Raw genomic sequence first — 13,466 nt, forward strand, 5'->3', positions numbered from 1 at the left:
CAAGCGGGGACCACCATGAGCGACATTCTGACCATCGCAGACCTCAAGGATCTCGCGCGCCGGCGCGTGCCCAAGATGTTCTTCGACTATGCCGACTCGGGCGCCTGGACCGAGAGCACCTACCGGGCGAACGAGGAAGACTTTCAGAAGATCAAGTTCCGCCAGCGCGTGCTGGTCGACATGAGCAACCGCTCGCTGGAATCGACCATGATCGGCCAGAAAGTGTCGATGCCGGTGGCGCTGGCGCCGACCGGCATGACCGGCATGCAGCATGCCGACGGCGAGATGCTGGCAGCGCAGGCGGCAGAGGAATTCGGCGTGCCGTTCACGCTCTCGACGATGAGCATCTGTTCGATCGAGGATGTCGCCTCGGTGACGAAGAAACCGTTCTGGTTCCAGCTCTATGTGCTGCGCGACAAGGATTTCGTGCTCGATTTGATCGACCGGGCGAAGGCGGCGAAGTGCTCGGCGCTGGTGCTGACGCTCGACCTGCAGGTCCTCGGCCAGCGCCACAAGGATGTCCGCAACGGGCTTTCGGCGCCGCCCAAGATGACGTTGGCCAACATCATCGACCTGGCCTCAAAGCCGCGCTGGTGCCTGGGCATAGCCGGCACCAAGCGCCGCACCTTCCGCAACATCGTCGGCCACGCCAAGGGCGTCGGCGACGTCTCTTCGCTGTCGTCCTGGACGACGGAGCAGTTCGATCCGCAGCTGTCGTGGAAGGACGTCGCCTGGATCAAGGAGCGCTGGGGCGGCAAGCTGATCCTCAAGGGCATCCTCGACAAGGAAGATGCGCTGATGGCGGCCAAGACCGGCGCCGATGCCATCATCGTTTCCAACCATGGCGGGCGCCAGCTCGATGGCGCGTCGTCGTCGATCATGGTTCTGGAAGAAATCGCCGATGCGGTCGGCGACAGAATAGAAGTGCATATGGACGGCGGCATCCGCTCCGGCCAGGACGTGTTGAAAGCGCTCTGCCTGGGCGCCAAGGGCACCTATATCGGCCGGCCATTTCTTTACGGCCTGGGCGCGCTCGGCAAGGAAGGGGTTACCAAAGCGTTGGAAATCATCCGCAAGGAGATGGACATCACGCTGGCGCTGTGCGGAAAGCGTCTGGTCACCGACATGGGCAAGGAGCAGCTCCGACGCTAAGTCAGTGACATCTGACCACGGAGATACCCAGACCTTGGCGGAACCCGGCATCCATTTCCTCGACGCACACGGGCCGGACGGCGTGCGTCTGTACGCGATCGGCGACGTGCATGGCCGGGTCGACCTGCTGGCCGCCATGCATGGCCAGATCGAGGCCGAGATTGCGAGGGACAGGGTCGCCGACTGGCGCATCATCCATCTTGGCGACTATGTCGATCGCGGACCGGACTCCAAGGGCGTCGTCGACTTCCTGATCGAGGCACGCGAACGCGATCCGCGAAACCTGATGCTGGCCGGCAATCACGACATCGGCTTTCTCGACTTTCTCAAGACACCCGACCCGGAAGGGCTCTTCATCCGTTTTGGCGGCATTCAGACCGCGCAATCCTACGGAGTGACGATCAACAGCGGCAACGGCGCCTGGTTCGGCAAGGCGGAATCAGCCATGCGCAAGGGTCATCAAGCCCTGCTCGAAGCGGTGCCGCAAAGCCATGTCGACTTCCTGCGGTCGCTGCCACTCTCGGTGACATCAGGCGACTTCTTCTTCTGCCATGCCGGCATCAGGCCGGGTATTCCCCTGGAAAAGCAAAGCCCGCAGGACCTGATCTGGATCCGTGACGTTTTCCACGATCACACCGGCCTCTTCCCGAAGATCGTGGTGCACGGCCACACACCGGTCCCCGAGGCGGAAGTGATGGCCAACCGCGTCAATGTCGACACGCTTGCCTGGCAGTCAGGCATGCTTACCGCGCTCGTCGTTGACGGCGCGGACAAACGCATCCTGGAAATATCGATAAGGGAGCCTTAACGGCCCCGGTGCCCAAGGGCGCGAGGGATCCGGGCGCGAGGGATGCCCTGGCTTAGCGCAGGGAGGCGGTGACGCCGTAGCCGTCAACCGCATTGTGGTTGTTGGCGGCATCGGCGGCATAAATACCAAGACCGCAAAGTACGATGGCGGACAGCATGGCAAAGGACAGAAGCGCTGCTTTCACGGAGGTCATCTCTTGTTGAGCTTCCTGCATCTGTGCACGAGGCGGTTACCAATGCGTTGAAACGGAAAATACGTGTCAAAGTTTCGACGATTTCGCGCTTCTAGGTGTGTTCTGTATCGATGGTGTGTCGCACGGGTCACACAAAAGGTTCATCCCGGTTGCACAGCCGACATAGGGCGCGCGCCTTCTAGGATGGCGGGCGGACACAAGCCAAGGATGAAAGGGGTTTTCCCCAAACGGTTTCACGGCCGCGTGCCAATTATGTCACGCGGAGCATGAACGGACGTTTAGAGCGGATCAGAGTTTGATAGAATCTCTGACCCGCTCTAACTTCTTGTTTTTACGCAATTCCCAAGGGGAAGCGCTGCGCGCTTCTCCCGGGAAAACCGCTACACACTTTTCCTGGAATTGCTCTAGATCGTCGCCACCCAGGCACGGGCGATGGCCAGACCAGCGGCATCGGCGTCAGGGCCGTTGCTGGCCATTTCACCGTCGAGCTTGCCGGCCCAGTCGGGATGGCGCGCGGCGATGGTCGGCGCGAAGGAGGAGCTCCAGTCCTTCACCATCGGCCGGTCGGCCTCGAAATGGAACTGGAAGCCGTAGACGGCGCGGCCGACGCGAAACGCCTGGTTTTCGGCGACATCGTTGCCGGCGAGCCGCACGGCGTCCTCCGGCAGCTCGAACGTGTCGTCGTGCCACTGGAAGATCGGGAACTTTTCCGGCAGCTCAGCCAACACCGGATCGGCCTTGGCATCGGCCGTCAGCGACACGCCGCGCCAGCCGAATTCGTTGGCCCCGCCGATGCGGTTCGCGCCGCCAAAGGCGCGAGCGACGAGTTGACTGCCGAGACAGATACCGAGCACGGCGCGGTCCTTGCCAGCGAAATCGCGGGTCAGTTCGAGCAGCGCCGGGAAATAGGGATATTCTTCGTCGGCCAGCGCGTTCTGGCCGCCGCCGAGCACCACCATGGCATCGTGGCCGGTTGCGTCCCGTGGCAGCGCATCACCCTTATAGGGAAGCCGCACATCAAGATCGGCACCCGCTTCGGCCAGTGCCGCACCGACTTGGCCGAGCCCGGTATTGTCGTAGTTCTGGACTACCAGCACCCGCATCGAAAAACCCTGCTGACATGAAAATGCTGTCGCGAGCGATATCATGGCGCCGGCGTTTCAGCCAAGATGCGTATCCCAGGAGAAAACTATGCCACTGCAGAACCGGGTCGATCCGTTCGGCGCCATTCACGCCGTGCCGGAGCGCGGCCTGTTCACCGGCAATCGCGGCATCATCCACGCCCCCGCGACAAAGACGCTCCTGAAAAAGCGCTGGGCGCTTCCGGCCTGGATCATCTGCGTGTGCCAATTCCGCAATGTGCAGCGCGAGCCGATGGGCCGCAACCGGCCCGGTGGCAAGGCCGGCTGGACCGAATTGTTCTTCCTCGACGAGGTGACGGCGCTCGCCGCCGGACATCGCCCCTGTTTCTTTTGCCAACGTGAACGGGCCAAGGATTTTGTCCATCGCTTCGGCCAAGCCTTCGGTATTGCCGAGCCGCGCGCGCCACAGGTCGACAAGCGGCTGCATAAGGAGCGGCTGGCGTCGGGCGGCAAGCGGTCTGCGGTCGCGATGGATGCGCTTGCCGGCCTGCCCGACGGCGCGATGATCGCAGCTGGCGGCAGCGCCTGTGCCTTGCGCCACGGCAAGATATTGCCATGGACTTTTGCCGGATACGGCCCGCCAACCAGCCCTGATCATTTCGGGGACGAGACGCTTGTGCTGCTGACCCCGGAAACGACGCTTGCCGTGCTGCGCCATGGCTTTCAACCCGTGTGGCATCCTTCCGCCAAGGCTTGACGCAGGCGGCCGTCTCGCTCATTCCTCGGCCATGCGCGCCAACTACAAGATGCAACGTCTGTTCGTGCCCGACGACCTCGGACCAGACATCGAGTTCGAACCCGGCCAGCAGCAGAGCCATTATCTCCTGCATGTGCTGCGGCTCGCCGAAGGCGCCGAGATCCTTGTCTTCAATGGCCGCGACGGCGAGTGGTCGGCGGCGATATCAGCGAAATCCAAGCGGTCGGTGCGGCTGAAAGTACTGGCGCCGCAAAGACCGCAACCGCCCTTGCCCGACCTCATCTATTGCTTCGCGCCGCTGAAGCAGGGCCGGCTCGACTATCTGGTGCAAAAGGCGGTCGAGATGGGCGCCGGCATCCTGCAACCGGTCATCACCCAGCACACGCAGGTGGCAAAGCCTTCCATCGATCGCCTGCGCGCCAATGTCGTCGAGGCCGCCGAGCAATGCGGCATCCTGGCTGTGCCGGAAGTTCGCGAGGCGGAAAAATTCGAGCGCCTGCTGACCGGCTGGGACAAGGAAAGGCGGCTGATCTTCTGCGACGAGGACGCCTCGACCAACAACCCACTGCCTGCCTTGCAGGCAGTAAGGGAGAAGAAGCTCGCTTTGCTGGTCGGGCCCGAGGGCGGCTTTTCCGACGAGGAGCGCAAGATGCTCCGCGCCCTCCCCTTCGTGACCGCCATTCCGCTCGGGCCGCGCATCCTGCGCGCCGACACCGCGGCCGTGGCCGCGCTCGCGGCGATGCAGGCGACAATTGGCGACTGGTAGGACGTTGTCTGTTGCAAGAGGTGCTCGCGGGCCGAGGTCTTCAATTCCTCTTGACCTGTGGCTCAGGATTTTTCGCTTGATCGGCTACTGACATTTCGTCCATTTAGCGCCGGCGGTGGGTCCAACCGCCTTTGAGGGCTTGAAAATGGCGCGCGACACAACCGATTTCCGGCCAATCGAAGGCGTAGACGAGCTTGTCGAGCATCTAGCCGAAGGCAACAAGCCGCGCGAAAAATGGCGCATCGGCACCGAGCACGAGAAATTCCCGTTCTATGTCGATGGCAACGCACCGGTGCCTTACGGCGGCGAGCGCGGCATCCGCGCCATCCTCGAAGGCATGCAGAACAAGCTGGGCTGGGATCCCATCATCGATGACGGCCGCATCATCGGCCTGGTCGAGCCGACAGGCCAGGGCGCGATCTCGCTTGAGCCTGGCGGCCAGTTCGAACTCTCCGGCGCGCCGCTGGAAACGATCCACCAGACCTGCCGCGAGGGCAATGCCCACCTGGCGCAGGTGCGCGAGATCGCCGAGCCGATGGGCATCCGCTTCCTCGGCCTCGGCGGCAGCCCGAAATGGTCGCTGGCCGAAACGCCGAAAATGCCGAAGTCGCGTTATGAAATCATGACGCGTTACATGCCCAAGGTCGGCACCAAGGGTCTCGACATGATGTATCGCACCTGTACGATCCAGGTTAACCTCGACTTCGAGAGCGAAGCCGACATGCGCCGCAAGATGCAGGTGTCGCTGAAGCTGCAGCCGCTGTCGACGGCGCTGTTCGCCAACTCGCCCTTCACCGACAGCCGGCCGAACGGGCTGCAGAGCTGGCGCGGCGACATCTGGCGCGACACCGACAACCAACGCTCCGGCCTGCTCGAATTCTGCTTCTCGCCCGATTTCGGCTTCGCCGACTATGTCGAATGGGCGCTCGACGTGCCGATGTATTTCGTCATCCGCGACGGCCACTATCACGACATGACGCATATCACCTTCCGCCAGTTCATGGCCGGGGCCGCGCGCAACGAAGTGCCGGACGGGCTGCCGACGATGGGCGACTGGGCGAACCACCTGTCGACCTTGTTCCCCGACGTGCGGCTGAAGCGTTTCCTGGAAATGCGCGGCGCCGATGGCGGCCCCTGGCGGCGCATCTGCGCGCTGCCGGCTTTCTGGGTCGGCCTGCTTTACGACGAGGCGGCGCTCGATGCCGCCGAGGCGTTGACGTCGAGCTGGACCTACAAGGAAGTGCTGGCGATGCGCAATGCCATGCCTGAACTCGGCATTTCCGCACCCTTCCGCAACACCACGCTGCGCGAGGTCGCCCGCGACGTCATGACCATTTCGCGCACCGGGCTGAAGAACCGCGGCAAGAAGAACCGCGACGGCTACGACGAAACCTCGTTCCTGAACACGCTCGACGAGGTCGTGGCGCGCGGCACCACCAGCGCCGAGGAGATGCTGTCGGCCTATCACACGCGCTGGGGTGGCTCGATCGAGCCTGTATTCATGGAATATGCCTATTAACCCCGCGCGCTGACGGGCGGCAAAAGCCGCTTCAATCGGGCGTTGAAACGAATTAGGCTCTCTTCGAGGATTTCCCGGAGGAGAAGCCGATGCCTACCTTGTTCGACATGCTGACGCAGGCCCAGAACGGCAACGGCATGCAGGCGCTTGCCCAACAATACGGGCTTTCGCTGCAGCAGACACAGGCGGCGGTCGCCGCACTGCTGCCGGCCTTTTCACAAGGGTTGCAGCGCAACACCGCCGATCCCTATGGGCTCGGCGCCTTCATGACGGCGATGGCAAGCGGCCAGCACGCCAAGTATTTCGAGGACGCGACGCGCGCCTTCTCACCGCAAGGCGTCGACGAGGGCAACGGCATTCTGGGCCATCTGTTCGGGTCGAAGGATTTGTCGCGTGCCGTGGCCAGCCAGGCGGCGCAGGCGAGCGGCGTCAGCCAGCAAGTGCTGCAACAGATGCTGCCCGCGATCGCGTCGATGGTAATGGGCGGACTGTTCAAGCAGACGACAAGCCAGATGCAGGCAGCGGCTGGTCTGGGTGGCGGCGGCAACAATCCACTGGGCGAGATCATCGAGCAGATGATGCGGCAGGGCGGCATGCAGGCGCCGGCGCCACAACAGCGCCAGGCGCCGTCGCCTCAGAACCCCATGGACAACCCGCTCGGCAAGGTCTTGCAGGACATGTTCGGCGGCGGCTCACCGCAACCACAAAGCCAGCCGCAGCCGGCGCCAAATCCCTATGGCGACAATCCGCTCGGCAAGGTGCTGCAGGATATGTTCGGCGGCGGCGCGCCACAGCAACCACAAAGCCGACCCCAGCCCCAGCAGACGCAGAGCCCATACGGCGACAACCCGCTTGGGAAAATCTTCGAGGAGATGCTGCGGCAAGGCGGAGGCGGAGGCTTCGGCCTGCCCGGCGGGCAGCCGGGGCCACAGCCTGAAGCGCCGCAGCCGCAGCCGCGCCAGGCACCACAGCCGCAGGTCAATCCAAGCGGCCGGCCTCGGAACCCGTTCGACGACATTTTCGGCAAGATGTTCGAGACCGGCGCCCAGCAGCGTGACGACTACCAGAAGGGCGTGGAAACGATCTTCGACCAGTTCAAGCGAGACATGGACCGGCGATAGGCGTCAGGCCAAAGCCATTTCCCGGCAAGCTAGAAAAGAAAAGCCCGGTCCTTGGGAGGACCGGGCAGCGTGCAGGCAGGCCGGCGGGGAACCGGCAGGGAGTGGGGAGCCTGCATGAACCTTGGTCGCGCTGAACCGCAGAAAGGTTCAACAAGACCGAAACTGAACCAATCAGGCTACCTTGCGGGCGATATCCTCGATCGTTTCCACGCGGTCGCTGGCGATCTCACGCAGGATTGCCGTCGGATCGCGGCCGAACGGCACGTCGATCGCGACATGCAGGTCGGCGCGCGTCAGGCCGATATCGGCAAGCTCGGCATCCGACATCTCGCCCAGGCGGTAGAAAGCACGGCGGTTTTTCCAGGCGCGGTAGATATTGAAGGCCGTGTTGACCACGCGCGCCGCAACGGACGGACGCGAAGTGATGCGCGAGGTCTCGGTGGCGAAATCGATCGTGGTCATGTCGGTCTCCTTCAGACTCGAACAGACGAAACCCGACGATCGGCGCTGGCGACAGCGGCCGTTCCGGCTTCGATTCACATGCCTTCATGTGGACAATGCGAATTTGCCATCGACCGATTGATTAATCCAACGAATGTTTTTAATCTTTGGCATCAACACTAGTGATGGATCATGTCGATGAAAGCGCCGCTCGATCTCGATCAATTGCAGACCTTCATCTCGATCGCCGACACTGGCAGCTTCACGCGCGCAGCGGAAGAAGTGCACCGAACCCAGTCGGCGGTGTCGATGCAGATGCGCCGGCTGGAGGAGCGGATCGGCAAGCCGCTGTTCGAGAAGGAGGGGCGCACCAACCGGCTGACGGAGGAAGGCGACAAGCTGCTCTCCTATGCAAGGCGGCTGCTCTATCTCAACCGCGAGACGCTCGCCGCCTTCGACGACCAGCGGCTCGAAGGCACGATCCGCATCGGCACGCCGGACGACTATGCAGATCGTTTCCTGCCGGAAATCATGGCACGTTTCACCCGCTCCAATCCGCGCGTCGAACTGACCGTCATCTGCGAGCCGACGCCGGGACTGGTCGAACACATCAAGCGCGGCAATCTCGACCTGGCGCTGGTGACGCACAATGATGTGCGCGGCCAGTCGGAAGTCGTGCGACGTGAGCCGCTGCTGTGGGTATCCTCGGCCAACCACGCGACGCACGAGCAGGAAATCCTGCCGATGGCCTTCGGCCGGCCGAACTGCATCTGGCGGCGCGCCGCCGTCGACGTGCTGGACCAGCAGAACCGCGACTACCGCATCCTGTTCACCAGCTTCTCGGCGACCGTGATCACCGCGGCCGTGCTGTCCGGCCTGGCGGTCTCGGTGCTGCCGGAATGCGCGCTCAGGCCTGGCATGCGGGTGCTGGGCGAAGCCGATGGCTTCGGCGCCCTGCCGGACTGCCGCATCGGCATCATGCGCGGCCAGACCTCGCGGCCGGAGATTGTCGATGCGCTTGCCCGCCATATTTCGGAAAGCCTGGACAACATCTCGATCCCGCTTGGCGAGGAAACGGGAACGTTCGACTTCGCGGCCCTCGCCTTCGCCAAGATGAAGCGGAGCAAGCCGAACCAGATCCTGCCGGGCTGGTAGATGCGGATCATCAATATCGGGGCTGACATGGCCGCCTTGACGTCGGCGCTCAACCAGCCCCCAATCGGCCAATGAGCGAAGCAGCATCCGAATCACGCACCAACGCCACCGAATACACGGTGAGCGAGATATCGGGCGCGCTGAAGCGCACGGTCGAGGACGTCTTCGGCAATGTGCGGGTGCGCGGCGAAATTTCGGGCTATCGCGGGCCGCATTCCTCGGGTCACGCCTATTTCGCGCTGAAGGACGACCGCGCCCGGCTCGACGCCGTGGTGTGGAAAGGCACGATGAGCCGGCTGAAATTCCGTCCCGAGGAAGGGATGGAGGTGATCGCCACCGGCAAACTCACCACCTATCCCGGCAAGTCCAACTACCAGATCGTCATCGACAATCTGGAGCCGGCCGGCGCCGGGGCGCTGATGGCGCTGCTCGAGGAGCGCAAGCGCCGACTGCAGGCGGAAGGGCTTTTCGATGCGGGCCGCAAACGCCGGCTGCCGTTCATGCCCCGCGTCATCGGCGTCGTCACCTCGCCGACCGGCTCGGTCATCCGCGACATCATCCACCGCATCAAGGACCGCTTTCCGCTGCATGTGCTGGTCTGGCCGGTGCGCGTGCAGGGCGACACGGCGAGTGCGGAAGTGACCAATGCCGTGACCGGTTTCAACGCGCTGGCATGGGACAGCCCTATCCAGCGTCCCGATCTCTTGATCGTCGCGCGCGGTGGCGGCAGCCTGGAAGATCTGTGGGGCTTCAACGACGAGGCACTCGCCCGCGCCGTCGCCGCCTCGGGCATTCCGGTGATCTCGGCGGTCGGCCACGAGACCGATTGGACGCTGATCGACCTCGTCGCCGATGTGCGGGCGCCAACACCGACAGGCGCGGCCGAAATCGCCGTACCGGTGAAGGCGGACCTCGAAGCGACGCTGGCCAGCCTCGGCGCACGGCTCAAGGCAGCCGTCCTGCGCAATTTCGAGCGCAAGCGGCAAGCAACACGTGCAGCAGCGCGTGCGCTGCCTTCGCCCGATCAATTGCTGGCGCTGCCGCGCCGGCGCCTCGACGAAGCGACGTCGAGGCTCGGCCGTGGCCTGATGGTTTCCACCGAGCGCAAGCGGGCACGATTCTTCGCCGTAAAATTGACGCCGGCGATGCTGTCGCAGCGGATTGCCGAGGCGCGGCGCACCAACGACCGTAATCTTTTGCGTGCGCAACGGGCGCTGCGTACTCTGGCGAGAAGCCGGCGGGCGGAACTCAATCGTGCAGCGGATCAGTTGCCAAAATGCGCCAAGGCATCGCTGCAACGGCACAGGCAGCAACTGGCTTTGCTGCAGGGCCGCATCACGATCGAGCCGACAGCACGGCGGCAACGTGTTCATAGAGATTTGCTGACCGCTTTGACGCGACGCGGCGGCCAGGCGATGCTGCTTAGGCTGGAGCGGTTGCGCGGCCGCATCATCCAGGCCGACCGGCTGATGGCGACGTTGTCGCACAAGGCCGTCCTGGCGCGCGGCTTCGTGCTGGTGAAGGATGCCGACGGCGCCGTCATCAAGCAGGCCGCGGACGTGGCGTCGGGTATGGCGCTTTCGCTGGAGTTCGCCGACGGCACTGCCGATGCGGTGGCAACCAGCGGCGCGGCGCGGCCAAAGCCCGCCGCCAGGCCCGCGGCCAAGGCCCCAGTTGCCAAGACGAGAGAACCCGGCAATCAGGGATCCTTGTTCTAAGAGCATGACCGACAATCCGCACCATCTGGCAACACCGTCGGGCAAGCCGCGCGCGCGAAGCTTCAATATCGACTTCGACGGCACGCCTGGGCCGTTCAATGCGATCACCGACGTGCCAGGGGTCGCGGTCGGCTATACGACGCTGATTTCAGGCGATGGTGCGCTTGTCGTCGGCAAGGGACCGGTGCGCACCGGCGTGACCGCCATCCTGCCCAGGCCTCGCGCCGAGCTGGCGACGCCGGTCTTCGCCGGCATCTTCAGCCAAAACGGCAATGGCGAGCTGACCGGCTCGCACATCATCGAGGAAACCGGTGCTTTCAACTTCCCGATCACCATCACCAACACGCATTCCTGCGGTGTTTCGCGTGACGGCACGCTGCGCTGGATGAACCGGGTGCTGCCGGCCGCGATCGACAGCGCCTGGGGTTTGCCGGTGGCGGCGGAGACCTATGACGGGTTTCTCAACGACATAAACGGCCACCATCTGACATCGGAGCATGTCACCGAGGCGCTCGACGGCGCGGCCGGCGGACCGGTCGAGGAAGGCAGCGTCGGCGGCGGCACCGGCATGATCACCTTCGGCTTCAAGGCAGGCTCGGGCACGGCATCGCGCATCGTCGCATGGCAGGGGCGCACCTACACGGCCGGCGCTTTCGTGCAGTCGAATTTCGGCAAGCGGCACAATTTCACGATGCGTGGCCGGCGCGCCGATCCCGAACTCACCGAACCAGCGATCCGCGAAGCCACGTCGCGCGCGGAAAAGGGTTCGATCATCGCCGTCATCGCCACCGACGCGCCGTTCCTGCCGCACCAGATGAAGCGGCTGGCACGGCGTGTGCCGCTCGGCGTCGCCATGACCGGCGGCTTCGGCTATCACAGTTCGGGCGACATCTTCCTCGCCTTCTCGACGGCCAATCCCGCCGCGGCGCTGGGGCTGTCTGGCCGCATCGCCAGCGCCGATTTCATTCCCGACGCAGACATCGACCCGTTCTTCGACGCGGTGATCCAGGCGGTGGAGGAATCGATCCTCAACGCCCTGGTCGCCAATGACGACATGACCGGCCGCGACGGCAATTTCGTGCCGGCGCTGCCAAAGACGTGGTTGAAAGAAAAGTTCGGCTGAGACGAAAACGCGGGCCGAACGGCCCGCGCTTTCAGACAGGATTGTCCCTGAAAATCTATTCCGCGGCCTTGCTGGAAGCCTGCTGGTTTTCGTCCGCCTCGGCAGCTTCCTCGAGCCGGGAAGCGATCAATTCCTGGATGTCGCCGACTTCCTCCTGGATGTCCTCCAGCGGTATGCCGACCTCGGCTGCCTTGGCGGCGCATTCGCGGGCCAATGTCTCGGCCTGTTTCTCGATCCTGGCGTGGGACTGGCAATGGACCTTTTCACCGATCCATCCCCGCAAGAACTCGATCGCATGTTCACTCATACTGCTTTTCCCTGGCGGCAAAGCCGGTTGGTAATCATAAACGTCGGCATCCCGCAAAGGATGCATGCTCCCATTCCAGCCGAGTCGCGGCCAGCCGGCAAGCCAATGCCGTCCAGGGTCCACAGAGCCGAAGGAAATCGAGGGGTGAAGAACATTTTCTGATTCTGAAGGACTGTACCGTTGGCGGGATCTGCCCGCTCCGAGCAATTGCTTCTACCTTTTACGGCTTCCAGTCCGTTTCGTATCTCAATGGCTGTCGCTGCAGCCGCCTTATGACGTTACGCTTCAAGGCGCGAGCCATCGAAGCCGCCGCTATATAGTGACATCCTCATGCGATGTCGACTCTCCTCAAGGCCTGTGCACACGAGCCATGCAAAGGTCGCATGGATCGCTGATGCGGTCAGAAGTTTTCGACCCATGGCCTGAGCTCCATTTCCCAGGTCCAGGCGCTGCGGTGCTGGCGGTGGATGGAGAGATAGGCCGCGGCGATCGCATCCGGCGACAGCCGGCGGTCCTGCAGCTCGGACTCCTGTCCAGACGCGGCCGAGGCGATGGCCCCGTCGATGATGAAATGCGCGACGTGAATGTTCTTGGGCGCCAGTTCACGGGCCATGGATTGCGCCAGCCCGCGCAATCCGAATTTGGGCATGGCAAAGCCGGCAGACCCGGCGAACCCCTTCACGCTTGCCGTCGCGCCGGTGAAAAGGATCGACCCCGAGCCCAAGGCCAGCATCCGGCGGGCCGCCTGCTGAGCCACCAAGAACCCACCATAGGCCCCGACCAATAGCGCCTGACGGACCGCCTCGGGATCGAGCTCTGCTATCGGGCCGCGAGCGCGGCCGCTGGCGTTGAAAATCACGAGGGAAAGCGGGCCAGCCTTGTCGGCGACATCAAACAGCTGCTCCACCGAGGCCGGATCCGAGACATCCGTCGCCACGGCTTGCGCGCCGGCTTGCGCCTGCAATGCACCGAGCTTCTCGATATTTCGAGCGGCCAGGACGATTTGGAACCCTTCCCTGGCGAGAAGACGCGCCAGCGATGCGCTCAATCCAGAACCCGCTCCGGCAATGACGGCGACATTGGATGTCATGTGACCTCTCCTTCTTCCACTGATTGCAACGGTTGGCGCATGCCGAAGTCTGCCGGATCAACGCCGCACCGGCAACGCGCAAGGCGGAAAGAAAAATGGCCGGGCGCGAAACGCCCGGCCAAAAGAAGGTCACAACCTTCAGAGGGGAACACCGTTCAGCGAAATGGGAGGAGAACACCGAACGGATTTTTCTCTTTTGAACCGATCTTCACGCAGATGCGACGAACGATTTTC

15 protein-coding genes are annotated in these 13,466 nt (G+C 63.5%); 10 read left to right on the forward strand and 5 right to left on the reverse strand.

All coding sequences use genetic code 11. The annotated features are described in order from the left end of the window. Window positions 1–15 precede the first annotated feature (15 nt). Both EN824_RS25310 and EN824_RS25315 read left to right on the forward strand, forming a co-directional pair. Window positions 16–1,152 carry an alpha-hydroxy acid oxidase gene (locus tag EN824_RS25310; protein ID WP_127279737.1) on the forward strand — a complete coding sequence of 379 codons (1,137 nt, stop codon included), beginning with the start codon at window positions 16–18 and terminating at the stop codon, window positions 1,150–1,152. 34 nt (window positions 1,153–1,186) lie between these two features. Further along, complete coding sequence (locus EN824_RS25315; RefSeq protein WP_127279736.1) at window positions 1,187–1,960, forward strand: metallophosphoesterase; 774 nt, start codon at window positions 1,187–1,189, stop codon at window positions 1,958–1,960. A gap of 52 nt (window positions 1,961–2,012) precedes the next feature. Here EN824_RS25315 and EN824_RS25320 read toward each other — a convergent pair whose 3' ends face one another. Next, window positions 2,013–2,153, reverse strand: coding sequence for a hypothetical protein (locus tag EN824_RS25320; protein WP_023782442.1), 141 nt, complete (start codon window positions 2,151–2,153; stop codon window positions 2,013–2,015). Window positions 2,154–2,557: 404 nt separating this feature from the next. Beyond that, a complete protein-coding gene (locus tag EN824_RS25330; RefSeq protein ID WP_127279734.1) occupies window positions 2,558–3,256 on the reverse strand; it encodes a type 1 glutamine amidotransferase in 699 nt (232 codons plus the stop codon). Window positions 3,257–3,344: 88 nt separating this feature from the next. Between EN824_RS25330 and EN824_RS25335 the strand changes: the two genes are divergently transcribed. The 4 genes from EN824_RS25335 (at window position 3,345) to EN824_RS25350 (ending at window position 7,398) form a co-directional block, all read left to right on the forward strand. After that, entirely contained in the window at window positions 3,345–3,992 is a 648-nt protein-coding gene (locus EN824_RS25335) for a hypothetical protein (RefSeq protein WP_127279733.1), read from the forward strand. 31 nt (window positions 3,993–4,023) lie between these two features. After that, on the forward strand, window positions 4,024–4,758 hold the full coding sequence (locus tag EN824_RS25340) for a 16S rRNA (uracil(1498)-N(3))-methyltransferase (protein ID WP_135861814.1): 735 nt from the start codon (window positions 4,024–4,026) through the stop codon (window positions 4,756–4,758). A gap of 145 nt (window positions 4,759–4,903) precedes the next feature. Beyond that, a complete protein-coding gene (locus EN824_RS25345) occupies window positions 4,904–6,277 on the forward strand; it encodes a glutamate--cysteine ligase (protein ID WP_135932827.1) in 1,374 nt (457 codons plus the stop codon). Between the two features lie 89 nt (window positions 6,278–6,366). Beyond that, window positions 6,367–7,398, forward strand: coding sequence for a DUF937 domain-containing protein (locus EN824_RS25350; RefSeq protein WP_127280519.1), 1,032 nt, complete (start codon window positions 6,367–6,369; stop codon window positions 7,396–7,398). 171 nt (window positions 7,399–7,569) lie between these two features. Here the strand turns inward: EN824_RS25350 and EN824_RS25355 are convergent, their stop codons facing one another. Then, window positions 7,570–7,860: a DUF1127 domain-containing protein gene (locus tag EN824_RS25355; RefSeq protein ID WP_127280520.1), complete on the reverse strand. Its 291-nt coding sequence runs from the start codon at window positions 7,858–7,860 to the stop codon at window positions 7,570–7,572. A gap of 177 nt (window positions 7,861–8,037) precedes the next feature. Here EN824_RS25355 and EN824_RS25360 point away from each other — a divergent pair, with 177 nt between their 5' ends. The 3 genes from EN824_RS25360 to EN824_RS25370 all read left to right on the forward strand — a co-directional run bounded on the left by EN824_RS25360 (window position 8,038) and on the right by EN824_RS25370 (window position 11,835). Continuing rightward, a complete protein-coding gene (locus EN824_RS25360; RefSeq protein WP_127280522.1) occupies window positions 8,038–8,994 on the forward strand; it encodes a LysR substrate-binding domain-containing protein in 957 nt (318 codons plus the stop codon). A gap of 71 nt (window positions 8,995–9,065) precedes the next feature. After that, complete coding sequence (gene xseA, locus EN824_RS25365) at window positions 9,066–10,712, forward strand: exodeoxyribonuclease VII large subunit (RefSeq protein ID WP_127870920.1); 1,647 nt, start codon at window positions 9,066–9,068, stop codon at window positions 10,710–10,712. A gap of 4 nt (window positions 10,713–10,716) precedes the next feature. Then, window positions 10,717–11,835: a P1 family peptidase gene (locus tag EN824_RS25370; protein ID WP_127279163.1), complete on the forward strand. Its 1,119-nt coding sequence runs from the start codon at window positions 10,717–10,719 to the stop codon at window positions 11,833–11,835. A 55-nt stretch (window positions 11,836–11,890) separates the two neighbouring features. On the opposite strand, the gene EN824_RS25375 is transcribed toward EN824_RS25370, so the two are convergent. Together EN824_RS25375 and EN824_RS25380 are read right to left on the reverse strand one after the other, a co-directional pair. Further along, a complete protein-coding gene (locus EN824_RS25375; RefSeq protein WP_015316487.1) occupies window positions 11,891–12,142 on the reverse strand; it encodes a DUF768 domain-containing protein in 252 nt (83 codons plus the stop codon). Window positions 12,143–12,542: 400 nt separating this feature from the next. Continuing rightward, on the reverse strand, window positions 12,543–13,232 hold the full coding sequence (locus EN824_RS25380) for an SDR family NAD(P)-dependent oxidoreductase (RefSeq protein WP_135861819.1): 690 nt from the start codon (window positions 13,230–13,232) through the stop codon (window positions 12,543–12,545). Window positions 13,233–13,264: 32 nt separating this feature from the next. Between EN824_RS25380 and EN824_RS35365 the strand changes: the two genes are divergently transcribed. After that, window positions 13,265–13,432 carry a hypothetical protein gene (locus EN824_RS35365; protein ID WP_167531258.1) on the forward strand — a complete coding sequence of 56 codons (168 nt, stop codon included), beginning with the start codon at window positions 13,265–13,267 and terminating at the stop codon, window positions 13,430–13,432. The last annotated feature ends 34 nt before the right edge of the window (window positions 13,433–13,466 follow it).

The sequence above is a fragment of the Mesorhizobium sp. M8A.F.Ca.ET.181.01.1.1 genome (assembly GCF_004792025.1).
GTDB lineage: Bacteria > Pseudomonadota > Alphaproteobacteria > Rhizobiales > Rhizobiaceae > Mesorhizobium.